At 70.0% G+C, this 26056-nt stretch carries 27 protein-coding genes and 1 pseudogene; 14 read left to right on the top strand and 14 right to left on the bottom strand.

The genetic code is table 11. The features are described 5' to 3' along the window. Nucleotides 1-41: 41 nt before the first annotated feature. A complete protein-coding gene (locus AVR91_RS10215) occupies nt 42-743 on the bottom strand; it encodes an IclR family transcriptional regulator (protein WP_007031477.1) in 702 nt (233 codons plus the stop codon). A gap of 79 nt (nt 744-822) precedes the next feature. Between AVR91_RS10215 and leuC the strand changes: the two genes are divergently transcribed. From leuC to AVR91_RS10200, 3 genes are all read left to right on the top strand, one after another. Further along, on the top strand, nt 823-2241 hold the full coding sequence (gene leuC, locus AVR91_RS10210; protein WP_063273592.1) for a 3-isopropylmalate dehydratase large subunit: 1419 nt from the start codon (nt 823-825) through the stop codon (nt 2239-2241). 40 nt (nt 2242-2281) lie between these two features. Continuing rightward, on the top strand, nt 2282-2884 hold the full coding sequence (leuD, locus tag AVR91_RS10205) for a 3-isopropylmalate dehydratase small subunit (protein ID WP_063273591.1): 603 nt from the start codon (nt 2282-2284) through the stop codon (nt 2882-2884). Between the two features lie 253 nt (nt 2885-3137). Beyond that, a complete protein-coding gene (locus AVR91_RS10200) occupies nt 3138-3803 on the top strand; it encodes an HU family DNA-binding protein (RefSeq protein WP_063273590.1) in 666 nt (221 codons plus the stop codon). Nucleotides 3804-4297: 494 nt separating this feature from the next. Here AVR91_RS10200 and AVR91_RS10195 read toward each other — a convergent pair whose 3' ends face one another. From AVR91_RS10195 to cofC, 3 genes are read right to left on the bottom strand one after another with little or no spacing between them, the layout of a single operon-like run. Next, nucleotides 4298-5233: an NUDIX hydrolase gene (locus tag AVR91_RS10195; RefSeq protein WP_063273245.1), complete on the bottom strand. Its 936-nt coding sequence runs from the start codon at nt 5231-5233 to the stop codon at nt 4298-4300. Then, nucleotides 5230-7533, bottom strand: coding sequence for an RNA degradosome polyphosphate kinase (locus AVR91_RS10190; protein WP_016336446.1), 2304 nt, complete (start codon nt 7531-7533; stop codon nt 5230-5232). Before AVR91_RS10190 ends, AVR91_RS10195 begins: the two co-directional genes overlap by 4 nt. 58 nt (nt 7534-7591) lie before the next feature. Next, the gene (gene cofC / locus AVR91_RS10185; RefSeq protein ID WP_063273246.1) at nt 7592-8221 is read right to left on the bottom strand and encodes a 2-phospho-L-lactate guanylyltransferase; all 630 of its coding nucleotides are present in this window, start codon (nt 8219-8221) and stop codon (nt 7592-7594) included. Nucleotides 8222-8278: 57 nt separating this feature from the next. Here cofC and AVR91_RS10180 point away from each other — a divergent pair, with 57 nt between their 5' ends. The 3 genes from AVR91_RS10180 to AVR91_RS10170 all read left to right on the top strand — a co-directional run bounded on the left by AVR91_RS10180 (nt 8279) and on the right by AVR91_RS10170 (nt 10774). Continuing rightward, on the top strand, nt 8279-9022 hold the full coding sequence (locus AVR91_RS10180; protein ID WP_063273247.1) for a lysophospholipid acyltransferase family protein: 744 nt from the start codon (nt 8279-8281) through the stop codon (nt 9020-9022). Then, entirely contained in the window at nt 9022-10035 is a 1014-nt protein-coding gene (locus tag AVR91_RS10175; RefSeq protein ID WP_083715356.1) for an NAD(P)H-dependent glycerol-3-phosphate dehydrogenase, read from the top strand. The genes AVR91_RS10180 and AVR91_RS10175 overlap by 1 nt, the downstream gene beginning before the upstream one ends. A gap of 259 nt (nt 10036-10294) precedes the next feature. Beyond that, on the top strand, nt 10295-10774 hold the full coding sequence (locus AVR91_RS10170; protein WP_016336442.1) for a cysteine dioxygenase: 480 nt from the start codon (nt 10295-10297) through the stop codon (nt 10772-10774). Between the two features lie 33 nt (nt 10775-10807). Here the strand turns inward: AVR91_RS10170 and AVR91_RS10165 are convergent, their stop codons facing one another. From AVR91_RS10165 to AVR91_RS10140, 6 genes are all read right to left on the bottom strand, one after another. Continuing rightward, a complete protein-coding gene (locus AVR91_RS10165; RefSeq protein WP_063273249.1) occupies nt 10808-11821 on the bottom strand; it encodes an asparaginase in 1014 nt (337 codons plus the stop codon). A 359-nt stretch (nt 11822-12180) separates the two neighbouring features. After that, nucleotides 12181-13005 (bottom strand): class I SAM-dependent methyltransferase, encoded by an 825-nt coding sequence (locus AVR91_RS10160; protein WP_063273250.1) that lies wholly within the window; start codon nt 13003-13005, stop codon nt 12181-12183. Next, the gene (locus AVR91_RS10155) at nt 13002-13382 is read right to left on the bottom strand and encodes a VOC family protein (RefSeq protein WP_016336439.1); all 381 of its coding nucleotides are present in this window, start codon (nt 13380-13382) and stop codon (nt 13002-13004) included. Before AVR91_RS10155 ends, AVR91_RS10160 begins: the two co-directional genes overlap by 4 nt. A 42-nt stretch (nt 13383-13424) precedes the next feature. Next, nucleotides 13425-14162 (bottom strand): FAD:protein FMN transferase, encoded by a 738-nt coding sequence (locus AVR91_RS10150; RefSeq protein WP_063273251.1) that lies wholly within the window; start codon nt 14160-14162, stop codon nt 13425-13427. After that, nucleotides 14159-14578, bottom strand: coding sequence for an FMN-binding protein (locus tag AVR91_RS10145; RefSeq protein WP_063273252.1), 420 nt, complete (start codon nt 14576-14578; stop codon nt 14159-14161). Before AVR91_RS10145 ends, AVR91_RS10150 begins: the two co-directional genes overlap by 4 nt. A gap of 17 nt (nt 14579-14595) precedes the next feature. After that, nucleotides 14596-15933, bottom strand: a complete 1338-nt coding sequence (locus AVR91_RS10140; protein WP_063273254.1) for a ferredoxin reductase family protein — start codon at nt 15931-15933, stop codon at nt 14596-14598. Between the two features lie 145 nt (nt 15934-16078). Between AVR91_RS10140 and AVR91_RS10135 the strand changes: the two genes are divergently transcribed. Continuing rightward, nucleotides 16079-16774: a response regulator transcription factor gene (locus AVR91_RS10135; RefSeq protein WP_038522680.1), complete on the top strand. Its 696-nt coding sequence runs from the start codon at nt 16079-16081 to the stop codon at nt 16772-16774. After that, nucleotides 16771-18207, top strand: coding sequence for a sensor histidine kinase (locus tag AVR91_RS10130; RefSeq protein ID WP_063273253.1), 1437 nt, complete (start codon nt 16771-16773; stop codon nt 18205-18207). The genes AVR91_RS10135 and AVR91_RS10130 overlap by 4 nt, the downstream gene beginning before the upstream one ends. 221 nt (nt 18208-18428) lie before the next feature. Here AVR91_RS10130 and AVR91_RS10125 read toward each other — a convergent pair whose 3' ends face one another. Beyond that, nucleotides 18429-19082 carry a pyridoxamine 5'-phosphate oxidase family protein gene (locus tag AVR91_RS10125; protein WP_063274343.1) on the bottom strand — a complete coding sequence of 218 codons (654 nt, stop codon included), beginning with the start codon at nt 19080-19082 and terminating at the stop codon, nt 18429-18431. 81 nt (nt 19083-19163) lie between these two features. On the opposite strand from AVR91_RS10125, the gene pdxR reads away from it, so the two are divergent. Beyond that, on the top strand, nt 19164-20522 hold the full coding sequence (gene pdxR, locus AVR91_RS10120; RefSeq protein WP_063274344.1) for a MocR-like pyridoxine biosynthesis transcription factor PdxR: 1359 nt from the start codon (nt 19164-19166) through the stop codon (nt 20520-20522). A 33-nt stretch (nt 20523-20555) separates the two neighbouring features. Beyond that, a pseudogene (locus AVR91_RS10115) lies at nt 20556-21523 on the top strand (zinc-binding dehydrogenase). Between the two features lie 4 nt (nt 21524-21527). On the opposite strand, the gene AVR91_RS10110 reads toward AVR91_RS10115, so the two are convergent. Next, a complete protein-coding gene (locus tag AVR91_RS10110; RefSeq protein ID WP_016336430.1) occupies nt 21528-22070 on the bottom strand; it encodes a DUF3515 domain-containing protein in 543 nt (180 codons plus the stop codon). Nucleotides 22071-22089: 19 nt separating this feature from the next. Next, on the bottom strand, nt 22090-22323 hold the full coding sequence (locus AVR91_RS10105) for an Lrp/AsnC ligand binding domain-containing protein (protein WP_005160289.1): 234 nt from the start codon (nt 22321-22323) through the stop codon (nt 22090-22092). A gap of 133 nt (nt 22324-22456) precedes the next feature. On the opposite strand from AVR91_RS10105, the gene AVR91_RS10100 reads away from it, so the two are divergent. Next, entirely contained in the window at nt 22457-23413 is a 957-nt protein-coding gene (locus AVR91_RS10100) for a thiamine-phosphate kinase (RefSeq protein ID WP_063274345.1), read from the top strand. On the opposite strand, the gene AVR91_RS10095 is transcribed toward AVR91_RS10100, so the two are convergent. Further along, on the bottom strand, nt 23410-24156 hold the full coding sequence (locus tag AVR91_RS10095; protein ID WP_063274346.1) for a GNAT family N-acetyltransferase: 747 nt from the start codon (nt 24154-24156) through the stop codon (nt 23410-23412). The two genes, AVR91_RS10100 and AVR91_RS10095, sit on opposite strands and share 4 nt — an antisense overlap. 57 nt (nt 24157-24213) lie before the next feature. Here AVR91_RS10095 and AVR91_RS10090 point away from each other — a divergent pair, with 57 nt between their 5' ends. From AVR91_RS10090 to AVR91_RS10080, 3 genes are read left to right on the top strand one after another with little or no spacing between them, the layout of a single operon-like run. After that, a complete protein-coding gene (locus AVR91_RS10090) occupies nt 24214-24684 on the top strand; it encodes a GNAT family N-acetyltransferase (RefSeq protein WP_063274347.1) in 471 nt (156 codons plus the stop codon). Nucleotides 24685-24692: 8 nt separating this feature from the next. Further along, on the top strand, nt 24693-25214 hold the full coding sequence (locus AVR91_RS10085; protein ID WP_063274348.1) for a gamma carbonic anhydrase family protein: 522 nt from the start codon (nt 24693-24695) through the stop codon (nt 25212-25214). 20 nt (nt 25215-25234) lie between these two features. Then, entirely contained in the window at nt 25235-25912 is a 678-nt protein-coding gene (locus tag AVR91_RS10080; RefSeq protein WP_063274349.1) for a uracil-DNA glycosylase, read from the top strand. Nucleotides 25913-26056: the final 144 nt, after the last annotated feature.

Raw genomic sequence — 26056 nt, 5'->3', positions numbered from 1 at the left:
CTTCATTGCGCTAGACGCAGTGAAGGGGGCCTTCACGTACTTCAGAGACGCTCCTGGAGCGCGTCCGCGGCGGCGAGGAGGTCCGCGGCCCAGCGCGCCCCCGGCTTACGCCCTATACGTTCGATGGGCCCGGAAACCGACACCGCGGCGACGACGGTGCCCGTCGAATCCCGTACCGGCGCCGAGACACTCGCCACACCCGGTTCCCGTTCGGCCACGCTCTGGGCCCAGCCGCGACGGCGGACTTCGAGCAGCGTGCGTTCCCCGTACACCGCCTCGGTGAGGATCGTGCGCTGGGTGTGCGGATCCGACCACGCGGCGAGCACCTTCGCGCCGGAGCCCGCGGTCATCGGCAGCCGCGAACCGATCGGCACCGTGTCACGCAGCCCGCTCGGCGGTTCCGCCGTCGAAACGCAGACGCGCTGGACCCCGTCGCGGCGGTACAGCTGAACGCTTTCGCCGGTGATGTCGCGCAGTTTCGGCAGCACCGAACTCGCCGCGTCGAGCAGCGGGTCGGTCGAACCGCCCGCCAGTTCCGCGAGTGCGGTACCCGGGCGCCAGCGGCCGTCGGGGCCGCGGCGCAACAGGCGATGCACTTCCAGGCCGACCGCGAGCCGATGCGCCGTCGCGCGCGGCAATCCGGTCCGCGTGCACAGTTCCGCCAGGCCACAAGGATCTTCGGCCACGGCCTGAAGCACGGCCACGGCCTTGTCGAGTACTCCGATACCGCTATGCTGTCCCACAAGCCGATACTATCTTCCCGAAGTTTGAGATGTCCAGATGGTGGGAAGTACCGATTTCACCGCATGTGAGGAGCCGGAAATGCCCCGGACACTGGCCGAGAAAGTGTGGGAGTCGCACCTGGTGCGGCGCGGCGAGGGGGCCGAGCCCGACCTGCTCTACATCGATCTCCACCTGCTGCACGAGGTCACCAGCCCGCAGGCGTTCGACGGACTCCGCCTGGCCGGCCGGAAACTGCGCCGCCCCGACCTCACCATCGCCACCGAGGACCACAACGTCCCGACGATCGACATCGAGCTGCCGATCGCGGATCCCGTTTCCCGCACCCAGGTCGACACCCTTCGTGCCAACTGCAAGGAGTTCGGCGTCCGGCTGCACCCGATGGGCGACGCCGAGCAGGGCATCGTGCACGTCATCGGCCCGCAGCTGGGCCTGACCCAGCCCGGGATGACCGTGGTGTGCGGCGACAGTCACACCTCGACGCACGGTGCCTTCGGCGCCATGGCGTTCGGCATCGGCACCTCCGAGGTCGAACACGTGATGGCCACGCAGACCCTGCCGCTCCGTCCATTCAAGACGATGGCGATCACGGTCGACGGGCAACTGCGCCCCGGCGTCACGGCGAAGGACATCATCCTCGCGGTGATCGCGAAGATCGGCACGGGCGGCGGGCAGGGCTACGTCCTCGAGTACCGCGGCGAAGCCATCGAAAAGCTGTCGATGGAAGCCCGGATGACGGTGTGCAACATGTCCATCGAGGCGGGCGCGCGCGCCGGGCTCATCGCGCCGGACGAGACGACGTTCGCGTATCTGAAGGGCCGTCCGCACGCGCCGCAGGGCGCCGATTGGGACGCCGCCGTCGAGAACTGGCGTGAACTCCGCACGGACGACGACGCCGTCTTCGACGCCGAGGTGCGCCTGAACGCCGACGAGCTCACGCCTTTCGTGACCTGGGGCACGAACCCGGGCCAGGGGCTCCCGCTGGGCGCCGAGGTGCCCGACCCGGAGCGCATCGGCGACGAGAACGAGCGCATCGCCGCTGAGAAGGCCCTGTCCTATATGGACCTGAAGCCGGGCACGCCGCTGCGCGAGATCGCGGTGGACACCGTCTTCCTCGGCTCGTGCACGAACGGCCGTATCGAAGATCTGAGGGCCGCCGCGGACGTCCTGCGCGGGCACAAGGTCGCCGACTCGGTCCGGATGCTCGTCGTCCCCGGCTCGATGCGCGTCCGCCAGGCGGCGGAAGCCGAAGGGCTGGACAAGGTCTTCACCGAAGCGGGCGCGGAATGGCGTCAGGCCGGCTGCTCGATGTGCCTCGGCATGAACCCGGACCAGCTCAAGCCGGGCGAGCGCAGCGCGTCGACCTCGAACCGCAACTTCGAAGGCAGGCAGGGCAAGGGCGGCCGGACGCATCTGGTCTCGCCGCTCGTGGCGGCCGCCACGGCCGTGCGGGGAACGCTGTCCAGCCCCGAAGACCTGCAGCCCGCCGCCGCCCGCTGACGGCACTGACATCGCTGACATCCGCGAAGGAGTTCCCAACATGGACGCGTTCACCCACCACACCGGCGTCGGGGTCCCGCTGCGCAGGTCCAACGTGGACACTGACCAGATCATCCCGGCGGTCTACCTCAAGCGCGTGAGCCGCACCGGCTTCGAGGACGGGCTCTTCGCCGCCTGGCGGTCCGACGAGTCGTTCATCCTCAACCAAGAGCCCTTCAAGAACGGGTCGGTCCTGGTCGCGGGCCCGGACTTCGGCACCGGTTCTTCCCGCGAGCACGCGGTGTGGGCCTTGATGGACTACGGCTTCCGGGTCGTGATCTCCTCCCGGTTCGCGGACATCTTCCGCGGCAACTCGGGCAAGCAGGGCCTTGTCGCCGCTCAGGTCGAGCAGGCGGACGTCGAACTGCTGTGGAAGCTGCTCGAAAACGAGCCCGGGACGGAGGTCACGGTGGACCTCGAGTCGAAGACGGTACGGGCCAAGGACTTCACCGCGCCCTTCCAGATCGACGACTACACCCGCTGGCGGCTCCTCGAAGGGCTCGACGACATCGCCCTGACACTCCGCCACGCGGATGAGATCGACACTTTCGAGACCCAGCGCCCCTCCTGGAAGCCGGTGACCCTCCCGGCGGCCTCCTCCTAGGGCCGGTCGAAGGGGGCGGATTCCCTTGCTGAGCAGGGAATCCGCACCCCGGCCGGGAGTCCTCGACACAGCCCCGAAACCACACCGAACGGCACCCCGAGAGGCCCCGAAGGGGTCCCTCGGGAGGCGGAACAGCCCCCGAGACAAGGGAAATTTCCGCGCGTCGTTTGGAATTTGTGCTGCATTGGTAATACCGTGTGCGCTAAGTCGGCCGACGGGGCCGTGTACAAGTAGTTCTTCTTGGAGGACTGGAATGGCCAACAAGGCCCAGCTGATCGAGGCGCTGTCGGAGCGCCTGGGCGACAAGAAGGTCGCGTCGGAGGCCGTCGATGGCCTTGTCGACATCATCATCCGGACGGTCAACAAGGGCGAGAAGGTGAACATCACCGGCTTCGGTGTGTTCGAGAAGCGCGCCCGCGCCGCCCGCACCGCGCGGAACCCGCGCACCGGTGAGACCGTTCGCGTCAAGAAGACCAACGTGCCCGCGTTCCGCGCCGGCACGACCTTCAAGGACGTCATCAGTGGTTCGAAGAAGCTGCCGAAGGCCACCGCTGTGAAGCGCGCGACCGCCGGCACCTCCACCCGTGCCACCGCCACCCGCGCGACGACGACCCGGACGGCCGCCAGCCGCCCGGCCGCGACGCGTTCCACCACCACGCGGACCCGCGCCGCCGCCACGACGACGCGCGCCGCCGCGAAGCCGGCCGCCAAGGCGACCGCGACCAAGGCCGCGGCCAAGACGACCGCCGCCAAGGCCGCGCCGAAGACCGCCGCCAAGGCCACGACTCGCGCCACCACGGCCAAGAAGGCGACCGCCACCAAGGCCGCCGCGAAGCCGGCCGCCAAGGCGACCGCTGCCAAGGCCCCCGCGAAGAAGGCTCCGGCCAAGCGGACTTCGGCTGCCGCGAAGAAGAAGTAAGCTCCCTCTCCACGAGTGAGCCAACGGCAAGGCCCCGCGCACCGTGCGGGGCCTTGCCGCATTTCCGGGGCCGTGATCGCCTCTGACGCGCTCGTGCGCGGTCTCCCGGGGAACCTTGTCCCAACAGGGAACCGCGGCCGCCCAGTGGGCGAATGTGATGCGATTCTCGTGTCGTCAGGCGAAGTCGCGGAAAAGAATCCGCTTCGATCGTCACTCCGATGGACGCGTCGTCCCGCTCACTGGCTCCACAGTGGAGCGATGAGCTCCGGTTCGCGCCGACACCGCCGGAGTAGGCGCGTCACCCACGTGGGGGAGCGGCGCCGTCGGATTTCCTCGAGGGGCCAAGCCCGACGCGGGGGTTGCGAAAGCCACTTTCGCGACATCCTCGCGGCACGCGGATACGTCCAGTCAGATCTCAAATAGCCCTGTAGCGCGTGAAGGCCCCCTTCCCTCGGCTCAGCCGAGGGAAGGGGGCCTTCACGCGCGATGAAGCGTCAGGGATGGGCTGGGGCGGGTGTGGGCAAAGGCGACGCGAAATAGTCCGCGGCCACCAACACCGGCCCGTCCTCTTCGGTCGGCGCCCGGAACGACAGCACCCAGAACGAGCCCTTCTTCGACGGCACCACGCCGCCGCGCGCGGCGGTCAGGTCGACGCCGTCGCGGTCGGCCAGCGCGCTGACGACGTCCGGGATCACCCCGCCCTGGCTGGAGATCACCGGCGTCCCACCGTCTCCGGCGATGGCCAGCAGCCGCGCGACACCGAGCACCGGGTCCGGCCAGTAGCCCTCTTCCGACAGCAGTGGCTCGTGCCGGATCTCGACCCCGAGATCCTCGGCGAGCCCGTTCACCGTCTGGACGCACCGGAGCCGCGGCGCCGAAAGCACCCTGCCGGGCGCGTAGTGCCGCAGCAGCGAACGCAAAGCCTCGGCTTGACGCTGGCCCGCGTCCGACAACGGCCGAAGGTCGTCGTCGCCGTTCCACTCGTCGCGTTTACCCGCTTTGGCGTGCCGCACCAGGATCACCGTGGTGAGTTCGGGCGGCAGCGCGGAGAACTCGCGCAGCACCCGGACGTCGCCCGGCCGCGTCAACAGTTTCTCCGCCGACTCCGTGTCGAGCCAGCGCAGCTCGTCGACCTCCTCGTTCGGCGCGAACGCGCCGGAAACCGCGTGCGCGGAGAAGTAGTCGACGGTCTTCGGCGCTCCCGCCACGGTGTATTCGGTCCGGACCAGATACCGGCCGAGTACCGCTTCGAATCCGGTCTCCTCCGCGATCTCCCGGACCGCCGCGCCCGCGATGGTCTCGCCCGGGTCCAGCTTTCCCTTCGGCAGCGACCAATCGTCGTAGCGCGGCCGGTGGACCAGCGCGACCTCGATCCGGTCTCCCTGACGACGCCAGAGAACGGCTCCCGCCGCCCGAACGACCCCGCTCATCCCGCCGCCCCGTGCCGCTTCGCCAGCTCGACCTGGTGGTCGCGGACGTCGTCGCCGGATGCGGGGAACGGCGTCCACTCGCCGGTGGAGTTCAGCACCCAGCACCGGGTCGAGGGGTGCAGCGCGGATTCGAAGATGTAGTCCAGCTGCGCGGTGAGTTTCGGATCCTTGACCCGGACCAGCGCCTCGATCCGGCGATCCAGGTTGCGGTGCATCATGTCCGCGCTGCCGATCCAGCGCGTGCCGCCGGCGAGGAAGGTGAAGATCCGCGAGTGCTCCAGGAAACGGCCGAGGATGGAGCGCACGTGGATGTTCTCGCTCAGCCCCTCCACGCCCGGCTTCAGCGCGCAGATCCCGCGCACCACGATGTCGACCGGGACCCCGGCCTGTGAGGCGTGGTACAGCGCGTCGATCACCTGCTCGTCGACGAGCGAGTTGCACTTGATCCGGATCCCGGCGGTCTGGCCCGCCCTGGCGAGCTCGATCTCCTCGCCGATCGCTCGCACGATGCCGCGCCGGATCCCGTGCGGCGACGTGAGGATGTTGCGGTAGGTGTCCTGGCGGGAGTACCCGGTCAGCACGTTGAACAGATCCGTCAGATCCGCGCCGATCGTCGGATCGGCGGTCAGGATGCCGAGATCCTCGTACAGGCGCGCGGTCTTCGGGTTGTAGTTGCCGGTGCCGATATGGCAGTAGCGGCGGATGGTCGAACCCTCCTGGCGCACCACCATCGAAACCTTGCAGTGCGTCTTCAGCCCGACGAGCCCGTAGACCACGTGCACGCCGGCGCGTTCCAGCGTGCGGGCCCAGGTGATGTTGGCCTGTTCGTCGAAGCGAGCCTTGATCTCGACCAGCGCGACGACCTGCTTGCCCGCCTCGGCGGCATCGATCAGCGCGTCGACGATCGGGGAGTCGCCGGAGGTGCGGTACAGCGTTTGCTTGATCGCCAGCACCTTCGAGTCCGCGGCGGCCTGTTCGATGAACCGCTGGACGCTGGTGGAGAACGAGTCGTACGGGTGGTGCACGAGGACGTCGCCCTCGCGCAGCGTCGCGAACACCGACTTCGGCGTCTCGCGCTCACCGAACGCCGGATGCGTGGCGGGAACGAAAGGGCGGTCCTTGAGTTCCTTGCGGTCGACGCCGGACAACTGGTGCAGGCAGGTCAGATCCAGCAGACCCGGGACCTCGACGACGTCGCGCGGGTCGACCTCCAGTTCGCGCAGCAGCAGTTCGAGCATGTGCTCGCTCATGTCCTGCGCCACTTCGAGCCGCACCGGCGGGCCGAACCGCCGCTGCGCCAGTTCACGTTCCAGCGCCTGGAGAAGATCCTCGTCCCGGTCTTCCTCGACCTCGAAGTCCGCGTTGCGGGTGACCCGGAAGGCGTGGTGCTCGGTGACCTCCATCCCGGTGAACAGCTCGCCGAGGTGCGCGGCGATCAGTTCCTCCAGCGGCAGGAAGGTCGCGGTGCGGACCTCGCGCGGCTGCTGCTCGATGCGCATCAGGCGCGGCACGTTGCTCGGCACCTTCACGCGCGCGAACCGCTCGGTGCCCGCCTCCGGGTCCCGGACGGTGATCGCGAGGTTGAGCGAAAGGCCGGAGATGTAGGGGAACGGGTGCGCGGGATCGACGGCCAGCGGTGTGAGCACCGGGAAGATCTGCTCGCTGAAGTAGTTGGACAGCCGGAGCTGGTCGGCGCCGGCGAGGTCGTTCCAGCCGACGATGTGGATGTCCTCGTCGGCCAGCTGCGGCCGCAGGTGCAGCTCGAAGGCGTTCGTGTGCCGCTCGACCAGGTCCTGGTTGCGTTTGGCGATGTACGCCAGCTGTTCGCGCGGGGTGAGCCCGTCCGCGCTGCGGACCGGGAGGCCGGTCTCGTCGCGGCGTTTCAGCCCGGCGACCCGCACCATGTAGAACTCGTCCAAATTGGACGCGAAGATCGCCAGGAACTTGGCGCGTTCGAGCAGCGGCTGCGACTCGTCCTCGGCCAGCGCGAGCACGCGCGCGTTGAAGTCCTGCCACGACAGCTCACGGTTGAAGTACCGGTCGTCGGGAAGGCTCCCGGCGGCCGTGGGCGCCGCCGTCACCGCCGGCGGCGCGGCGGGCAGCGCGCGGAACTCCTGGGCGGGACGGCTCGCCGAACCGCCTCGCGTCGCGCGGACGGCCGTGCGCGGGGTCGAGCTGTTCGTCTTCCGCGCACGGACGGGTTTCGCCGTGCCGTTGTCCGGTTCCGGTTTCGCGGCGGAGGTCTTCCGCTTCCTTGCCGAGTTCGGGGTGCCGCCTTCGTTTGTGCTCACGGGCTTCATTGTTCACCACCCGGGGCGATTATGTGCGCCGCGCGCGGGTCGGCAGGGTGAACTCTCGTCACATCACCACGCAGGGTGTGCCCAGCAGCGTTGAAGTGCGCTTTCCGACACCGAGGGTGCGGACGTGAGCGAGATCATCCGCGGTGTCCACGTCGGCGCGGAGCGATTCCGCGGCGATCGTGAGCGGGGTCGCACCGGAGGCGGTGTGCGCCCGCGCGGAACCCGCGCCGAAAAGGGGCGCCAACGCCTGGCCGGCACCAGCGAGCAACAGGGTGGTGCCCGTTCCCTGCCGGTCCGCGACGAACGCCCGATGACCGGCGGCCCCGGCCAGCGCGGCGGTGAGGTCTTCGGTCCGCAGCGCGGGCAGGTCGGCCTGCAGCGCACCGACGAGACCGGACGGCCTGTCCCGGCGCAGCAGTTCCTCGCCGTGACGCAGGGCGGCGTTCAATCCGCCGCGCGACGGTTCGGTGACGATTTCGACGCCCAGCTCGGTGAGATCCGCCACCGACGCCGGGTCGGCGGCGACCACCAGCACCCGCCGGACCCCGTCCGCCGAGGTCGCCGCGGACAACGTGTCGTAGGCCAGCGCCAGCACCAGTTCGGCGTGCCGCTCGGGCACCACCGCGCCGCGAAGCCGCGACTTGCCCTCGGCGGGGCGTTTCATCGGCACTATCAGGTCCACGTCCACATCTCACTTCTTACCCGACCCTCCCTGGACCGCGCTCGTACGCGCGCGGCAGGATCAGTGGCCTGGGACGACACGTGTGACTTCGAGGAGGACGAATTGGCCCGGCGTGAGAAGGGCGGCATCTGGGTGGGCATCGCCGCCGCACTGTTCTACCCGGCGACGGCCATCGGCAAGCGGGTCTACCGCAACGCCGAGCGGATCCCCCGCGAAGGCGGCGCGCTGCTCCTGCTCAACCACGTGTCCCACATGGACCCGGCGGTGGACGCGGTGTTCGTGCACCGGCAGAAGCGGGTGCCGCGGTTCCTCGGCAAGGAGAGCCTGACCAGGGCGCCGCTCTTCGGCAAGATCTTCGTCGGCGCCGGGCAGATCCCGGTGTCCCGCGGTTCGGCCGCCGCCGGCGACAGCCTCAAGGCCGCGCACCAGGCGCTGGCCGACGGCAAGGTCGTGGTGATCTATCCGGAGGGGACGATCACCAAGGACCCCGACGGCTGGCCCAAGAAGCCGTTCACCGGGGCCGCGCGGCTCGCCCTGGAGACCGACGTGCCGGTGATCCCGATCGCCCGCTGGGGCACGAACCACATCTTCAACGGCTACACGAAGAAGTTCACGCCGTTCCCGCGCAAGAAGATCACGCACCTGGTCGGCGAGCCGATGGACCTCTCGGCCTACAAGGACGGTTCGACCCGCAGCGCGTCCAAGCTGCGCGAGGTCACCGACCTGATGATGACGGAGATCACCGCGCTGCTCGCGGAGATCCGCCAGGAGGAACCGCCCGCGAAGAAGCCGGAGGACGACGCCTGATGGCCGAGGTCCAGCGGGTGACCGTGCTCGGCGCCGGATCGTGGGGGACGGCGTTCGCCAAGGTGCTCGGCGACGCGGGGCGCGACGTGACCATGTGGGCCCGGCGGCCCGAGGTCGCGGCCGAGATCCGGGAGCGGCATCTCAATTCGTCCTATTTACCCGGTATCGAGCTGCCGGAGCGGATCACCGCGACGGCCGACCCGGCCGAGGCCCTCGACGGCGCGCAGGCCGTGGTGCTCGCGGTGCCGAGCCAGACCTTGCGGACCAATCTCTCGGAGTGGTCCGGTCTGCTGCCCTCCGGCGCGATCCTCGTGAGCCTCGCGAAGGGTGTCGAGCTGGGCACGCTCAAGCGGATGAGCGAGGTCATCGCCGAGATCGCGCGGGTCGACGCCGGGCAGATCGTGGTCGTGTCCGGGCCGAACCTGGCGAAGGAGATCGCGCTGGGGCAGCCCGCGGCGGCGGTGCTGGCCTGCACCGACCACGACAACGCCAAGGCGATCCAGCAGGCGAGCTTCAACCAGTACTTCCGGCCGTACACCAACACCGACGTCGTCGGCTGCGAGCTGGGCGGGGCGTGCAAGAACGTCATCGCGCTCAGCTGCGGCATGGCGGCGGGGCTCGGGCTCGGCGCGAACACCGTGGCGACGCTGATCACCCGCGGGCTGGCCGAGATGGCGAGACTCGGCGCGAAACTGGGCGCCGACCCGCTGACCTTCGCCGGGCTCGCCGGCGTCGGCGACCTGGTGGCGACCTGCTCGTCGCCGCTGTCCCGCAACCGGACCTTCGGCGAGCGCCTCGGCCGGGGCGAGACGCTGGAGCAGGCGCTGGCGGCCACCGGCGGCCAGGTCGCCGAGGGCGTCAAGTCGTGCACGTCGATCCGGGAACTGGCGATGGGCCTCGGTGTCGACATGCCGATCACCGACGCGATGCACCGGGTGTGCCACGAAGGCGTCGACCCGCGGCGAGCGGGAGCCGAACTGCTCGGGCGGTCGCAGAAGCACGAGTGGTCCTGAGCAAGTCCGCAATATCGCGACAGACCGGGGCGGACCCGTGTTGCGAGCATGGACGCCAGGTGCGGAACTCACGGTCCACGGTATGAGATCTGTTGACCGGCGGGCTCCGCACTGGTTCGCTGGGCGCATGTTCGCACGTGGGATGACTGTGTCGCGGGGCCTCTCGGGTCTTGGTGCGGTCGCGTGCGCGTGTCGTTGTTGTCGGTGAACCCAGCCCCGGCCCAGTTCGACACCTTCTTTCTTCTGCGAGGACACCTCCATGTTCGCCGTCCCGGACAACACGCTCGTCATTCCCGAAAACCCGGCCCTGCGCCACCCGGTGCGCGTCGCGCTCGAGTTCGCCGCGGACCGTGACCGCTGGCGGCACCTGCTGCGTTACGACCCCGACGAGCGCTTTTCGGCGCTCGTCGACGCGGACGAACTGCAGGAGATCTGGTTGATGAGCTGGCTGCCCGGCCAGCACACCGACCTGCACGACCACGAATTCGCCGCGGGCGCGTTCACCGTCGTCAGCGGGAAGCTGAGCGAGACCGTCGCCCGGCGCGCGGTCGACGGGCGGGCCGTGACCGAGCTGCACTCGCTGTCGGAAGGGCAGTCCCGCGTCTTCGGCCCCGGCTACGTCCACGAGGTGCGCAACGACGGGCCGGATCCGGCCGTCAGCGTGCACGTCTACCGGCACCGGCCCCGCGCCATGCGGCCATACCACCTGGACCCCGTCACCGGCCCCATCCGGGACTGACCCCTTCCGCATTCAGAGGACTGAATGCGGGCGTCAGGCGAGGTCGCCCCGCAGGCGGAATTCGGCCTCGACGCGCTCGCGGGAGGCGCCGGTGGCGAGCAGGGTGTGCAGCAGGAGCCGGGATTTGCGTGGATCCAGCCAGCCCGCCATCGTCGCGCCCATCGCGATCAGATCCGACTCCGAACCCCGGAAACCGTAGGTGCCGCGGAACGTCGGCCCGGCACCGGTGCGGCCGGCGACCACGATCGGCACCTCCGCCAGGGCCCGCTCGATCACGTCGGCGGACCCCGCCGAAACGTGCCCGGCGCCGTTGGCGGCGAGCACCACTCCCTTGACCCCGGCCTTGACCAGCGTTTCCAGGAGTTCGCCGGTGTCCTCGACGCCGCTCTCGACGATCGGCACCAGCCCGGAGAAGTCCGCGTTCTCCAGTGGTAGCGCCGCCGGACGGGCGGCCGCCGGGTGGAAGTAGTGCACCAAACCTTCGCTGACCAGCGCGAGCGGGCCGGCGGGCGCCGAGGAGAACGCCTCGACATGGCTCGAATGCGTCTTCCGGACCCAGCGTCCGGCGTGGACGTCGTCGTTGAACGCGACCAGCGAGCCGCGGCCCCGGCTGCGGGGCTCGGCGGCGACGGTCAGCGCGGCGAGGATGTTCCCCGCGCCGTCGGCACTGGGCAGGCTGGGATTGCGCATCGCGCCGGTGACCACGATCGGCGCCTCGGAAGCCCACGTCAGCTCGAAGAAGTACGCGGTCTCTTCGAGCGTGTCCGTGCCCTGGATCACGACGACGCCCTCAGCGCCTTCGTTCACCGCCCTGGCGGCCCAGTCCCTTGTCCTGATCAGGGTCGCGAAGTCCATCGAGGCGCTGGAAATCCCCGCCAGCGTCTCCGCGCGGACGTCCATCTCGAGGTTCTCGCCCAGGTCGCCGAGCAGGTCGGCGGCGGTGAGCCGGGGGACGGCGTGGTCTTCGCCGTCACCGGGGACCATGGAGATGGTGCCGCCCAGGGCGGCGACGGCGACAAGGGGCCGTTTCTCAGGGGAGACGCTCATACGGGCATTCTCCCAAAACTTTCTGGAGGGTAAGGCGAATGTGGCGCGATGCCCGGGGCGCGTCACGGCCCGGAGAGAAGCGATGTCCTGAAGGCCACCTTTGAGACATCCAACGTCTCAAAGGTGGCCTTCAGGACGCTATCCCTGACAAGACACGTGTGACCTTCTCGCCTCTGAAGTACATGAAGGCCCCCTTCCTGTACCTAGGCGCAATGAAGGTGGCCTTCACGTACTTGGCAAGGGCGAGTTTCCTCGGCTCAGCCGAGGGAAGGGGGCCTTCACGCGCCGCCGCTGTGACTGCTGGGACCGGTGGTGTTACTGGGGCCTTCACGGACCTGCGAGCCCCATGCTCACCGTGCTCACCGCGCCTTGACGGCCTCGATGGTGAAACTCGCCGCCAGCCGCTGCGGATCCTCGGTCAGCCGCCATTCCTCGGTCGCCTCGTTCAGGGTCATGAACCCGGGAAGCGCGTTCCACGGCACACTGTCGTGCTCCACCAGCCGCGTCAGCGTCAGCCCCGCGTCGAGCAGCGAGGTGACGATCTCGCCCAGCCCGTGGTTCCATTCGTGCGTCCGGTTGTGCTGGAACGAAACGTCGGTGTCCACATAGGTCCCCGGCTCGTCGAACACCAGCGGTTCGGCCTGCTCGAAGTACGGGTACTTCGGTGTGATCTGCGGCTGCGTCTCGTCGAGGGTGCCCAGCATCGGGTGCATGTCGCGGATGAACAGCCGCCCGCCCGGTTTCAGCAGTTTCCCGACGACCTGTCCCCAGCGGGCGATGTCCGGCAGCCAGCAGATCGCGCCGATCCCCGTGTAGACGAGGTCGAATACCCCGGCGCCCAGCACGTCGGCGGCACTGTACACATCGGACTCGTGGTAGTCGATCTCCGCGCCGGTCTCGGCGGCCAGCCGTCGCGCGATCTCCAGCGCGGGCGCGGAAAAGTCGAGGCCGGTCATCCGTGCGCCGAGACGGGACAGGGAAAGCGTGTCCGTGCCGATATGGCACTGCAGGTGGACCCCGCGTGCCCCGGAGACGTCGCCGAGCAGCGGCTGGTCGAAGGTGACCACACCGCTGAGATGCGTCGGGTCCGCGACGAACTTCTGGTAGCCGTAGTCGGCCGACGCGGCGTGCGCGGGAGCGCGTTCGTCCCAGTTCGCCCGGTTGACCGTCACGTAATCCGTCACGAAGTCGCGGCCTTCTCGGCGGCGCTGCGCAGCACGCAGAATTCGTTGCCTTCGGGGTCTCCGAGGACGGCCCATCCGGTGCCGTCGGGATTGCGCCGGTCGTGCAGGAGGGTCGCGCCGAGCTTCAGCAGACGCTCCACCTCCTCGTCGCGCGGGATGTCCGGCGTGAGGCAGAGGTGGATCCGGTTCTTCACCGTCTTCGGCTCCGGGACCTGCCCGAAGAACAGCGTGACACCGTTGTCCATCTCGATGATCGCCTCGGGGTCGCCGGGCACGTCGTCATCGGCCATCGGCTTGCCGACGACACCGCTCCAGAAGCGGCCCAGTTCGTAGGCGTCGGCGCAGTCGAAGAAGAAGTTCTGTACGACAGAGGTCATGACGCCGCAGTCTGCCCGAGCCCGCGAAACCCGGCCAACGGTTTACGCCAGCCGCAGCCCCGGCGACCGGTGCACCTGCCGGTCCGCGTCGATGATCAGCACCTGGCAACCCGGCCGCGAAGCGACCCACGCGATCCCTTCGGTCCCCATCGCGAAGGCGGCCGTGGCGAGGGAATCCGCGGTGACGAGGTCGTCGGCGGCGACCGTGACGCTCAGCAGCCCGACCGGCGGGCGCCCCGTCCGGCCGTCGAGGATATGCGCGCCGCGTTCGTATTCGGCCGAGGTCGCGACCGCGCCGCCGGACGATTCCACCACGGCGCAGACCGCGTCGGGCCGTTCGGGATGCCGGATGCCGACCCGCCAGGCGCGGCCGGGTTCCGGTTCGCCGGAGGTGATCACGTCCCCGCCCGCGTTGATGCAGAACACGTCCAATCCCTCGGCCAGCAACAGCGACGCCGCCTGCTGCACCGCCCAGCCCTTGACCACCGCGTTCGGATCGAGCCGCCGTCCGGGGAGCCGGGCGGTGAACGCCCCGCCGGACAGCCGTTCGTAGTGGTCGCACAGCGAAAGCACTTCCAGGAGGTCGTCGCTCAGTTCCGAAGGCGAGAGTTCGCCGCGGTCGTAACGGCAGACCTCGCTGTCGGCCTTGAACGGACTGAACCGCGCGTCGACTTCCCGCAGCCAGCCGAAGACGCCGTCGATGGCGTGGTCGACGAGCCCGCCACCCGCCCGGACGTCGACCGAGACCGGCAGTCCCATCACCTGTTCGACGCGGTTCATCTGGCGTCCAGCGCCGCCTGCAGCGATTTGACGTACGACTCGCTCGTCGACGTGGCGCCGGAGACGGTGTCGATGTCGGCGCTCTGCGCGGTCAGCGTCTCCTCCTGCAGGATCGGGATCGCGTCGACCCCGCGGCCGCTCGTCGGCCGTTGCAGCAGGCGGACTTCGGCGATCTTGTCCTCGGCCGAGATCACCAGCCGCACCTGCACGGTGCCGTACCGGTTGCTCTCCACCGAGCCGTCGATGGTGCGCTCGCCGCCTTCCGACGCGCCACCGTCCGCACTCGACGACGGTGCCGGGGCGGGCGCCGCGACGGCCACGGTCTCCGAGCCGAGCGGGCCCGGTTCGTACAGCCACACCCCGAGGAAACCGGCGGCCGACAGCGCGACCGTGGCCGCGACGATGGTCTTCTTCATGATCGGGTCTCCCTGGTTCAGGCGGCGAGGCTGAAACGTTCGGCGTGGACCTGGCTGCCCGGCACCCGCAGTTCCCGCAGGCTGCGCAGCGTCGCCGAGGTCATCCCGGGCGGGCCGCAGACGAAGACGTCCCGCTCCGCGATATCCGGCACCAGGCGCCGCAGATTGGGGGCGCCGAGCACCGGACCGGCCTGATCGGACGGTCCACTGAGGACTCGGACGACCGCGCCGCGCGCCCTGGCAAGGTCGATCAGCTCCGGCAGGAGGACGGCGTCGCGTTCGTCGCGGACGCGGTAGAGCACCACGACATGCCCGGAGATCTCCTCCAGCAGTGCGCGCACCGGGGTGATCCCGACGCCGCCCGCGACCAGCAGCGCGTCCGGTTTCTGTTGGTGCATCGTGGTGAACGCGCCGTACGGGCCTTCGGCGAACACCCGGGTGCCGACCTTGAGCGACCGCAAGGACGCACTGCCGTCGCCGGCGGCCTTCGCGGTCAGCCGCAGGGTGCGGCCGTCCGGCGCGGCCGACAGCGAGAACGGATTCGCCTGCCACCAACGATCCCGCGTCATGAAGCGCCACAGGAAGAACTGGCCCGCCCGCGCGGGCATCTTGTCGAGATCCTTGCCGGAGATGTACACCGAGACGACGTCGTGGGATTCGGGCACCACGGCGACGACCCTCAGCCGGTGCCGCAGATTCCGCGCCAGCGGCAGCACCACCCGGCCGGCGACGACCGAGCCGAGCGCGACACCCCACACGGCCCACCAGTAGACCTGGGCCCCGGGCGAAGACGCGAACGATCCGCCCAGCGCGATCTGATGCGTGAACGCCAGCACGACCGCGGCGTAGGTGTAGAGATGGATGAAATGCCAGGTCTCGTACGCCAGCCGTCGCCGGGCGAACCGGGCGGAGACGGCGCCGACGAGCAGGATCAGCGCGAACGCGACGACCGCGCGCAGGATCCCCTCCAGTTCGGTCACCATCGTGACGAACTCGTCCACCACACCGTTGTCCTCGACCTGCGCGTAGCCGAAGACGATGAACACGAAATGGGCGAGCAGCGTCCACAGCAGGGCGAACCCGGTCCAGCGGTGCCAGCCGGTGAGCCGGTCCATGCCGAGGCGGCGGTCGAGCCATGGCAGCCGGGCGACCAGCAGCAGCTGGAACGCCATCGTCAGCGCCCCGTACAGCCCGGCGAGCCTGCCGATGCTGATGAGCACGTTGTCCGACGGCCCGGCGGCGAAGAACAGCATGGTCACGGCGGCCACGTTGGCCCCGAGGAAGAGGAAGAGCCCGGCGCGCGCGGCGATCCTGGGCCGGATCGCCGGGCGCGGTTTCACGGCGGTCTGCGTCATGGTGGTCACACGTGGCCCCTTCCAGGCTGGTTCAAGCCCCGAGCCTGCTGTGCCAACCTGTGACCTTTCTTGGCGGAAGCTGTCGGCTTGCTGTCGTGTGCGGTCCCGCCTCGCCCTCGCGCGCGCGTTCACGGAGGATGGCTTCGTGAACACCGAGAACCCCGTGCGCCTGCTGGTGGTGGACGACGAGCCGCATATCGCCGATCTGGTGGCCACCGTCGCCCGTTACGAGGGCTGGCAGGCCGTGACCGCCGGATCGGGCGAGGCCGCGCTGGCCAAGGCGGCCGAATTCGTGCCCGACATCGTCGTGCTCGACCTGATGCTGCCCGGGATCGACGGGTTCACCGTGCTGGACAAGCTCCGCGAGGCCGGGACGGCGGTGCCCGTGGTCTTCCTCACCGCGAAGGACGCGACCGCGGATCGGGTCGCCGGGCTCACCCGGGGCGGTGACGACTACCTCGTCAAGCCGTTCTCCGTCGAGGAACTGATGGCGCGGCTGCGCGCGGTCCTGCGGCGGAGCACCAACCAGGCGAAGGCCGCGGTGCTGCGGGTCGGCGACCTGACCCTCAACGAGGACACCCGCGAGGTCGCCCGCGACGGCAAACCGGCCGATCTGACCCCGACCGAATACGAACTGCTGCGCTACCTCATGCGGCATTCGCCCTCGGTGATGACGAAGGCACAGATCCTCGACCACGTCTGGGAGTACGACTTCGGCGGCCGGTCCAATGTGGTCGAACTCGTCATCTCGCATCTGCGCCGCAAACTCGACACGGGCGACGAGCCGCTGATCCACACCGTGCGCGGCGTGGGCTACGTCGTGCGGCAGGCGGCGAGATGAAGATCTTGCGCCGGTGGTACGACGCCTGGCGCCGGTCGAGGCTCGGAACCCGGCTGGCGCTCGGGCTCGGCGCGCTGGCGCTGGTCGTGTTCGCCGTGGTCGGCACCGTGATGGTCGGCATCATGAAGGGCTATCTGAACGACCGGCTCGACGAACAGCTCGCCAAGACCCAGATCAGCCAGGTGCCGTTGCTGCGCACCACGCACGGCGGGAAACCGCAGCAGGCCTACGGGTGGTTCTCCGCCGTCTTCGCGGTGCAGAACGGCGACGCGCTGCCGCAGGCGGGCGGTTCCCTGCCGCCGGACACGAAAGCGCTCGAAAAGGTCGCCGAGGACGCGACGCGGACCGAGGTCCTGCGCACCGTCTACATCGAGGACAAGGGCACGTACCGGGTCCGGGCCTGCCCGATCGAACCGGCGCGGAACATCGTGCTGGTCAGCGCCGCGCCGCAGGCGGATCTGGACCGGACGGTCAGCCAGCTGATCATGGTCGAGGTGGTCGCGTTCCTGCTGGCGCTCGCGGTGCTGGTGATCGCGGGACGGCTGGTGCTGCGGCGAGGGCTGCGGCCGCTGAGCGACATGGCCGGGACGGCGCACGACATCGCGTCGCACGACCTCACCACGAACGCCGATCTCCCGGTGCGCGCGCAGGCGAGTGGCGGCGGCGCCGAGGTCGAGGAACTGCGGACGGCGTTCAACGTCATGCTGGCGCATCTGGATTCCTCGCTGGTCGCGCGCCGGGAGGCGAACGAACGGCTGCGGCGGTTCATCGCCGACGCCTCCCACGAACTGCGGACGCCGCTGACGTCGATCCGGGGCTACGCCGAGCTTTTCCGCTACGCCGCGGCGAACGAGCCCGCCGAACGCGAAGCGCATCTGTCGAAGATCCGGGAAGAGACGCAGCGGATGAGCGTGCTCGTCGACGACCTCCTGCTCCTCGCGCGCCTCGACGCGCCGGAGACCGAGGCGCCGCTGCGGCTGGTCGCCGTCGATGTCGCCGAGCTGATCACCGACGCCGGGGAGGCCTTCGCGGCCGGACGCCCGGAGCATCCGCTGAGCGTCGGCGCGTTACCGGAAGGTGTTGTCCTGCAAGCGGATCCGGTGCGCCTGCGGCAGGTGCTGGACAATCTGCTCGCCAACGCGGCGGTGCACACGCCGCCCGGGACCGCGGTGACTTTGTCGGCCACGGCGTCGGAATCCGAGGTCGTGCTGCGGGTGAGCGACGCCGGGCCCGGGATCCCGCCGGAGGCGCGGGAACGGATCTTCGACCGGTTCTACCGTGTCGACACCGCTCGCACCCGCGGCAACGGCGGGACCGGGCTCGGGCTCTCGGTGGTGCTCTCGCTGGTTTCGGCGCACGGCGGGACGATCGAGGTGGAGAGCGTGCCGGGGGCGACGACGTTCACCGTGCGGCTGCCGCGCCGCCGCTCGTGACCCCGGTCTGGTCGTGGGTACGTCCGTGAAGGCCTCCTTGAGGGACCCAGGGTCCCTCAAGGAGGCCTTCACGGACGGGCGAGTCGCCATATTCGCCCCACTTGCACCAGCAGTCACAGGAGATGCGCGTGAAGGCCTCCTTCCCTCGGCTCAGCCGAGCAAACTCGACCTTCACACCTTGCCTTCAAGTACTCGGGGAAGTGACCAAGAGCGGCGCGCGACTACCCGACCCGCCGCTTCACGTGATCCGGCACCGTCCACTCACCGACCAGGTCCACCGACGGCTCCGGCTCCCCGAACACGGTCCGCACCGGCAGCACCCCCGCCCACGAGAGATCGGCCGCGACCTCGTCCTCGGGATCATCCGGGCCTTCGCCGCGCATCTTCACCGACGCCTCGGTGAGGTCCAGCTCCAGCACCGAAACGGACGCGAACTCCTTCGCGTTGACATCCCGCGCGTGTTCCCACGAACCGGGCGCGAGATGGTCGGTCAGCACGTGGAGGCCGTGCATCTTCCGGTCGCGATCGGTGACCGCGGCCGCCTTCCCCAGGATCACCGCGCTGCGGTAGTTCATCGAGTGGTTGTTGACCGAGCGCGCGTACACGATGCCGTCGAGCAGGGTCACCGTGACACAGACCTCGACGCCGTCGGAGTCGCGCATACTCCTCGCCCCGGTGGATCCATGCAGGTAGAGCGTGTTCCCGTCGCGGCCGTAGCCGGTCGGGATGACCAGCGGGACGCCGTCGCGCACGACGCCCAGGTGGCAGATCAGGCCTTCGTCGAGCACCGCGTACAGCGCCGAGCGGTCGGTGAGCGCGCGGTTCTTCTTGCGGCCGAGGGTGGTCCGGTCGGTGGGTGAGAGCGGGGTGGACATGCGATCAGTCTCACCCACGCGAGTGGCCTGTAATAATGTCCAATTCTCCTATACTTGAGAAGTCCACTTCAGGAGTACGCCATGTCCGACACCGCCCTGCCGGTCAGTCTCGACCGTGATTCGGCCGTCCCGCTCGCGGTCCAGCTGGCCGACGCGTTGCGCGCGGCCGCGGGCGACGGGCATCTGCGCGGCGGGGACAGGCTGCCCTCGACCAGGGCGCTCGCGAGCCGTCTCGGCGTCAGCCGCACGGTGACGTCGGCCGCGTACGAGCAGCTCCACGCGGAGGGCTGGATCGCGGGCCGCCACGGCTCCGGCACGTACGTCACCACCACGCCGCCCGCGGACAGGCCGTCGAAGGGCCCCGCTCCCGGCACACCCGCCGCGCCGCCCATGCTGGTCGACCTCACCCCGGGTGTCCCATGGGCCGACGGCGTCGAGAAGGCTGCTTGGCGCCGCGCGTGGCGGGCCGCCGCCGATCCGCGCCCGACCTACCGCGAGGACCGGGCCGGGCTGCTCGCGTACCGGGACGCCGTGTCCGAACACCTGCTGCGGCACCGCGGTCTCGCGGCCGGAACGGTACTCGCGACCGGCGGCACGACGGCCGCGGTGATCGAACTCGCGGGCGCGATGCTCTCGCGCGGCGACCGTGTCGCGATCGAAGAGCCGGGGTATCAGCGGGCTGTGCAGGCGTTCCGCCGGGCGGGGATGGAGGTAGTGCCCGTCCCGGTCGACGAAGAGGGCCTGCGCCCGGACGCCGTCCCCGCCGACGTACGCGCGGTGTACTGTTCGCCGGCGCATCAGTATCCGCTCGGCAGCCGGATGAGCGCGTCGCGCCGCGTCGACCTGGTCGAACTCGCCCGTGCCCAGGGCATGCTGGTGATCGAGGACGACTACGACGGCGAGCTGCGGTTCGACGTCGCGCCGCTGCCGCTGCTGGCCGCGCTCGCGCCCGACGTCGTCGCGCATCTCGGGACCACCAGCAAGATCCTCACCCCGGCGCTGGGCGCGGGCTGGATGGTCGCGCCGGCCCCGGTCGCGGCCGCGGTGCTGGAGTACCGCGAGGCGACCGGCACGCGGCCGTCGCCCGCGGGGCAGCGGGTGCTCGCCGAACTGGCGCGGCACGGCGATCTCGGCAGGCATCTGCGGAAGCTCCGGCGGGAACTGTCGGAGCGCCGGTCCCTGGTCTCGGCCGCGCTGACGTCGGCGGGGATCCCGGTGCTCGGCGACGACGCGGGCGCGCATCTGGTCGTCCCTTGTGGATCCGCGGAAGAAGAGGCGGCGCGGATGGCGGCTGCGGAACGCGCCGGGATCCGGCTCGACGGGCTGGCCCGGCACTTCGCCGGGACACCGACGGTGTTCGGGAACCTCATCGGTTACGCGGGCTGCTCGCGCGAGGCGCTCCATTCCGCGCTCAAACCGCTGATCGCCGTGCTCGGTTGACCTCGACCAAGCTGGAGGTCATAGCTTGCGGTCATGCGTGAGATCAGAGTGTCCCGGTTCGGCGATCCCAGCGTCCTCGAACAGGTCGAAGTGTCCACTCCCGAACCCGGGCCGGGGGAGCTCCGCGTCGCGGTGACGGCGGCCGGGGTCGGCTGGCTCGACGCCCTCATCCGGCGGGGCGACGGCCCCGACGTGTTCGCCGTCGAGCCGCCGTACGTGCCGGGCGGATCGGTGGCGGGCACCGTCGACGCGGTGGGCGCCGGTGTCGACGAGGCCTGGCTGGGCGAGGTGGTCCTCACCCACGCTCCGGGCGGCTATGGCGGGGGATACGCGGACACGGTCGTCGCACTGCCGGACGACACCTTCCCGATCCCGGAGCGGCTGGATCCCCGGCACGCGGTGGCCCTGTTCGACGACGGCAGTACCGCGCTGGCGCTGCTGGAGAAGACCCCGGTCGCCGCCGGCGAGCGAATCCTGGTGATGCCGGGCGTGGGCGGGCTCGGCAGCGTGCTGGTGCAGCTCGCCCGCGCGGCGGGCGCGACGGTCTTCGCGGCGGTCCGCGGTGAGGAAAAGGCGGCGATCGCGCGGAAACTGGGCGCCGAGCCGGTGGACTACTCGGCGGCGGACTGGACGGGCGACGTGCTCGCTCTCACCGGCGGCCATCGCCTGGACGTGGTCTTCGACGGCGTCGGAGGTGAACTCGGCGCCGCATCGCTCGCCTTGCTGGCGAACGGCGGCCGGTTCTCCGGCTACGGCATGTCCAGCGGAGCGGAGACGGTGATCGGTGACGCCGACCGCGCCCGGCTGTCCGTTGTGGACATGGCGCAGCTGGTCGGGTTCTGGCCCGACAACCCGCGCCGGGTGCGGGAGATCCTGCGACGGGCGGCAGAGGGACGGTGACCCCGGTCATCGGCCGGACGTATCCGCTGGCGGAGGCGTCCGCCGCGCACTCGGACATCGAGGCGCGGCGGTACACCGGGAAGAGCCTGCTCCTGCCCTGAGTGCTCAGAACCGCAGCGGCACCGCGGGGAGGTTGGCGGCGATGACGTCCGAAACCGTCTGGAGCGGCCCCGTCCCCGCGGTGTCCGGCACGGTGAGCGCGGTGTAGACGGGACGGTCCACCACGAACCACGTCGCGGTGCCCTCGCCTTCGACCTGCAGCCACTGGACGGTGTTGATCGTCCGCAGCTGCGAGGTCCGGGTCAGCTCCGGCGGCTTGCCGAGACCGCACCGCAGGACCACCGGATCGCCGGTGCCCCAGCCGATCGTCGCCTCGGGGGCCGGATCGGCCAGCGTCCGCCGGACCAGCGTGGTGCCGGACGACGTGAGCTCGTGGGGGAGCGCGCCGATGAGTTTCGCGCATTCGGGGGACCCCGACTGCGGCGCCGGGACCGGGACGAGCGGGAGCGGGCCGTCCGCGGCCGGGGCGTCGGATTCCGCGCCGCGGGTCAGCCCGAAGACGGCCACGCCCGCGACGAGCAGGATCGCCAGGCAGGCGGCCGCGATCAGCAGAGGTTTCGGCGGAGCGCCGGTGTCCGTGTCAGCCACCGGACCACTACACCACCTCTTACAGATGCACCACCGGGCAGGTCAGCGTACGCGTGATGCCCTCCACGTTCTGCACCTTGGCGACCACGAGCTGGCCGAGCTGGTCGACGGTGTCGGCGGCGGCCTTGACGATCACGTCGTACGGGCCGGTGACATCCTCCGAACTGGTGACACCGGAGATGGTGGAGATCTCCGCGGCGACCGCGGCGGCCTTGCCGACCTCGGTCTGGATGAGGATGTATGCGTGGACCACGGCGCGCCCCTTCGTAAAAGTCGGCTCAAGGTAGGAACGTTGTAGCAACGTATCGCCAGCCCCGGGAAAAACCTAGGGCTTCCGACTATCGGTGATCGATATTTGTCCGGACAAGGGAAAGTGGAGGTGACGGGTGTCACCGAACGACGGCACGGTCGCCGGGACCGGTGAATTCCGGTTGATCGAAGCGGTGACGGCGGACCGGAAACAGCCGGAGTCGACGCTGCTCGGACCGGGGGACGACGCGGCCGTCGTGGCCACCCCGGACGGCCGGACGGTGGCGTCCACCGACGTCCTCGTGCAGGGCGTCCACTTCCGCCTCGACTGGTCCAGTGCCGAGCAGGTGGGCCGCAAGGCGGTCGCGGTGAACCTCACCGACATCGCCGCGATGGGCGCCCGCCCGACGTCCGTCCTCATGGGATTCGCCTGTCCCTCGGACACTCCGACGGCCCTCGTCACCGAACTCACCCGGGGCATGTGGCTTGAGGCAGATCGCGCGGGCGTCGGGATCGTGGGCGGCGACATGGTGCGCGCCGACCAGATCGTGATCAGTGTCACCGCGCTGGGTGACCTCGGCGGCCGGGAGCCGGTGACGCGGTCCGGCGCGCGTCCCGGCGACGTCGTCGCGGTCTGCGGGCGGCTCGGCTGGGCGGCCGCCGGTCTCGCCGTGCTCGGCCGGGGTTTCCGGTCACCGGTCAGTGTGGTCAACGCGCAGCGCTGCCCCGAACCGGACTACGAAGCGGGTATCCGTGCGGCCGACGGCGGCGCGACCTCGATGATCGACGTGTCCGACGGGCTCCTTTCCGACCTCGGCCACATCGCCGAGGCGTCGGGCGTCGGGATCGACGTGCGGACGGCGGATCTCGACGTGTCGAGCAGGCTCACCGAAGTCGGCACCGCACTCGGCGCCGACCCGCTGAAATGGGTGCTCACCGGCGGCGAGGACCACGCGTTCGCGGCCACCTTCCCGTCGTTCGCCGAACTGCCCGAGGGCTGGACCGAGATCGGCGTCGTCACCATGCCGGATTCGGGGGTCACGGTGGACGGGAAGCGGTACGGCCACGACAGTGGCTGGCAGCACTGGCGTTAGGAGCGGGACGCCCACCAGGTCGACTCGCCGGCGACGGTGAACCCGAGGGATTCGTACAGCGGCCTGCCCAGCCGGGAAGCGGTGAGGGTGACCGGGTTTTCCGCCAAGGGGGCGAGGGAACCGAGCATCACGGCTCGCCCGACGCCGCGAGAACGGAAAGCCGGCGGCGTGCCGACCCAGTAATGGCTGCCGAAGCCGTTCTCGACGACGGTGACGCACGCGCCGGCGACCTCGCCGTCGAGCCGCGCGACGAACACCTCGACACCCGGCTCGCCGAGCAGGGCCAGGGGGAACATCTCTCCCGCGCGGTAGGGCTCGAACCGGTCGAGCTCGAAGCCCGCGATGACCGCGCGTTCGGCCGCCCGCAGGTCTTCCTCGCCGTGGACCCGGACCACCTCCATCGAGGGTTCGGCGACCGGGGAGGGCGGCCGCAGCATGACGGGCATCCGCCAGCTGCGCATATCCCCGAGGTGGCTCAGATCGGTGACACTGAAGGGATCCTCGGCGTCCACCGGACCCTTCGCCCGCCTGGCCAGCTCCGTGATCTCCGCCACCTCGCCGTCGGAGAGGCCGGGTTCCTGGATCAGGACACGCAATCCCGCGCGCTCGTCACCGGCGACGGCGAGAAAACCGTTGCGGCGGATCACTTCGTGACCGCGGGAGCGGCCGGTGGCGGCCCAGAAGGCGGCGGAATTGCGGGCCTGGCGGAGTTGCGCCTCGGCGAGGCCTGCTTCGATCGACATGGGCAGAACCTAGCGCTCGCTTCCCCCGCGGGAGGGCCGATCGCTAATCTCGCGCTCATGGACCTTCGTGTGCTGGCCTACGACCACCCCGACGCGGTGAAACTGCTGGCCGAAGCCCAGCTCGAGCTGGCCGCCCGGTACGGCAGCGAAGACGAGACGCCCATGGACGCGGCGCAGTTCGCCCCGCCGAAGGGACTGTTCCTGGCCGCCTACCTCGACGACGTCCCGGTCGCCTGTGGTGCCTGGCGGGCGCACGACGGGCCGGATCCGCTGTTGCCCGGCGACGCCGAGATCAAGCGGATGTTCGTGATGGCCTCGGCGCGCGGCCGCGGCCTCGCGCGGGCGCTGCTCGCCGACCTGGAACGGACGGCCGCCGAGGCCGGACGGCTGCGCATGGTGCTGGAGACCGGGGACAAGCAGCCGGAGGCCATCGCGCTGTACGAGTCGTCGGGTTACCGGGAGATCCCGGGCTTCGGGTACTACAAGGACGAGCAGGGAAGCATCTGCTACGGCAAGTCGCTGGTCTAGGAGGACGTATGCCGATCTACGCACTGGGTGACCTCGAACCCTCGATCCACCCGGACGCCTACGTCCACCCTGACGCGACGGTGATCGGCGACGTCCGGATCGCGGCTTTCGCGTCGGTGTGGCCGCAGACGGTCTTGAGGGGCGACCACGGTTACATCGAGATCGGCGAGCGGTCCAACGTCCAGGACGGCTGCGTGCTGCACTGCACCCGCAAGGAGCCGACGATCATCGGGAAGTCCTCCGCCGTCGGGCATTCCGTGCACATCGAGGGAGCGCGGATCGGCGAAGGCTGTCTGATCGCTTCGGGTTCGGTGGTGCTGAACGGAACCGTCGTCGAAGACGGCGGGATGGTCGGCGCGGGCGCGGTTCTCTCCTACGGGTCCTATGTGGACAGTGGGCACATCGCGCTCGGCGTGCCCGCGAAGACGCGGCCGAACACGTCGTTCGGGCCGGACAAGATCAAGCTGGTCGTCGACGGGTATGTCGAGCGCGCGGGGCGGTTCCGGGCCGAACTCCGGCGGCTTGCGTGACGTGAGTAAGCTCGCACGCCGTGACCGCACGACCGCTGCAGGACATCGTCGAAGCAGGCTGGGCGCAGGCCCTCGAACCGGTGGCGCCGCAGGTCGCCGCGATGGGGGAATTCCTCCGCGCGGAGATCGCCGCGGGCCGGACCTACCTCCCGGCGGGTGAACACGTGCTGCGGGCGTTCCAGCAGCCGTTCCACGACGTGCGGGTGCTGATCGTCGGGCAGGACCCGTACCCGACGCCCGGGCACGCGGTCGGGCTGAGCTTCTCGGTGGCGCCGGACGTCCGGCCGATCCCGAAGAGCCTGATCAACATCTACAAGGAGTACTGCGAAGACCTCGGCCACCCGCTGCCGTCGAACGGCGATCTGACGCCGTGGGCCGACCAGGGGGTCCTGCTGCTCAACAGGTCGCTGACCGTGCAGCCGGGCAAGTCGAACTCGCATCAGGGCAAGGGCTGGGAAGCGGTCACCGAGCAGGCCATCAAGGCCCTCGCGGCGCGGGACGAGCCGATGGTGGCGATCCTGTGGGGCCGCAACGCGCGGAACCTGAAGCCGATGCTGGGGAAGGTGCCGTGCATCGAGTCGGCGCACCCGAGCCCGCTTTCGGCGCATGCCGGCTTCTTCGGGTCGCGGCCGTTCAGCCGGGCGAACCAGCTGCTGGCCGATCAGGGTGCCGGCCCCGTGGAGTGGAAGCTCCCCTAAGACCTCTTTGCGCGTGAAGGTCCCCTTCCCTCGGCTCAGCCGAGGGAAGGGGACCTTCACGCGCTTCCGTGACAGCAGTGACCGCTGTGACTCCCGAGGTTTCGCCAAAGTCCGTGAAGGCCTCCTTCACTACCTTCAGGGTAG

Origin of the sequence: Amycolatopsis keratiniphila subsp. keratiniphila (assembly GCF_001620365.2) — a bacterium.
In the GTDB taxonomy this organism is placed as follows: Bacteria; Actinomycetota; Actinomycetes; order Mycobacteriales; family Pseudonocardiaceae; genus Amycolatopsis; species Amycolatopsis keratiniphila.
This window is presented reverse-complemented; position numbering and strand designations above follow the sequence as displayed.

Bases quoted from the DNA above. Each gene is read 5' to 3' on its own strand.
- AVR91_RS10095 (WP_063274346.1), bottom strand. From the start codon at position 24,156: ATGTCGATCGAAGCAGGCCTCGCCGAGGCGCAACTCCGCCAGGCCCGC.
- AVR91_RS10195 (WP_063273245.1), bottom strand. From the start codon at position 5,233: ATGAGCGGGGTCGTTCGGGCGGCGGGAGCCGTTCTCTGGCGTCGTCAG.
- AVR91_RS10140 (WP_063273254.1), bottom strand. From the start codon at position 15,933: ATGACGCAGACCGCCGTGAAACCGCGCCCGGCGATCCGGCCCAGGATC.
- AVR91_RS10165 (WP_063273249.1), bottom strand. From the start codon at position 11,821: ATGAGCGTCTCCCCTGAGAAACGGCCCCTTGTCGCCGTCGCCGCCCTG.
- AVR91_RS10170 (WP_016336442.1), top strand. From the start codon at position 10,295: ATGTTCGCCGTCCCGGACAACACGCTCGTCATTCCCGAAAACCCGGCC.
- AVR91_RS10145 (WP_063273252.1), bottom strand. From the start codon at position 14,578: ATGAAGAAGACCATCGTCGCGGCCACGGTCGCGCTGTCGGCCGCCGGT.
- AVR91_RS10125 (WP_063274343.1), bottom strand. From the start codon at position 19,082: ATGTCCACCCCGCTCTCACCCACCGACCGGACCACCCTCGGCCGCAAG.
- AVR91_RS10150 (WP_063273251.1), bottom strand. From the start codon at position 14,162: ATGAACCGCGTCGAACAGGTGATGGGACTGCCGGTCTCGGTCGACGTC.
- AVR91_RS10085 (WP_063274348.1), top strand. From the start codon at position 24,693: ATGCCGATCTACGCACTGGGTGACCTCGAACCCTCGATCCACCCGGAC.
- pdxR (WP_063274344.1), top strand. From the start codon at position 19,164: ATGTCCGACACCGCCCTGCCGGTCAGTCTCGACCGTGATTCGGCCGTC.
- AVR91_RS10155 (WP_016336439.1), bottom strand. From the start codon at position 13,382: ATGACCTCTGTCGTACAGAACTTCTTCTTCGACTGCGCCGACGCCTAC.
- AVR91_RS10090 (WP_063274347.1), top strand. From the start codon at position 24,214: ATGGACCTTCGTGTGCTGGCCTACGACCACCCCGACGCGGTGAAACTG.
- AVR91_RS10175 (WP_083715356.1), top strand. From the start codon at position 9,022: ATGGCCGAGGTCCAGCGGGTGACCGTGCTCGGCGCCGGATCGTGGGGG.
- leuC (WP_063273592.1), top strand. From the start codon at position 823: ATGCCCCGGACACTGGCCGAGAAAGTGTGGGAGTCGCACCTGGTGCGG.
- AVR91_RS10190 (WP_016336446.1), bottom strand. From the start codon at position 7,533: ATGAAGCCCGTGAGCACAAACGAAGGCGGCACCCCGAACTCGGCAAGG.
- AVR91_RS10130 (WP_063273253.1), top strand. From the start codon at position 16,771: ATGAAGATCTTGCGCCGGTGGTACGACGCCTGGCGCCGGTCGAGGCTC.
- leuD (WP_063273591.1), top strand. From the start codon at position 2,282: ATGGACGCGTTCACCCACCACACCGGCGTCGGGGTCCCGCTGCGCAGG.
- AVR91_RS10200 (WP_063273590.1), top strand. From the start codon at position 3,138: ATGGCCAACAAGGCCCAGCTGATCGAGGCGCTGTCGGAGCGCCTGGGC.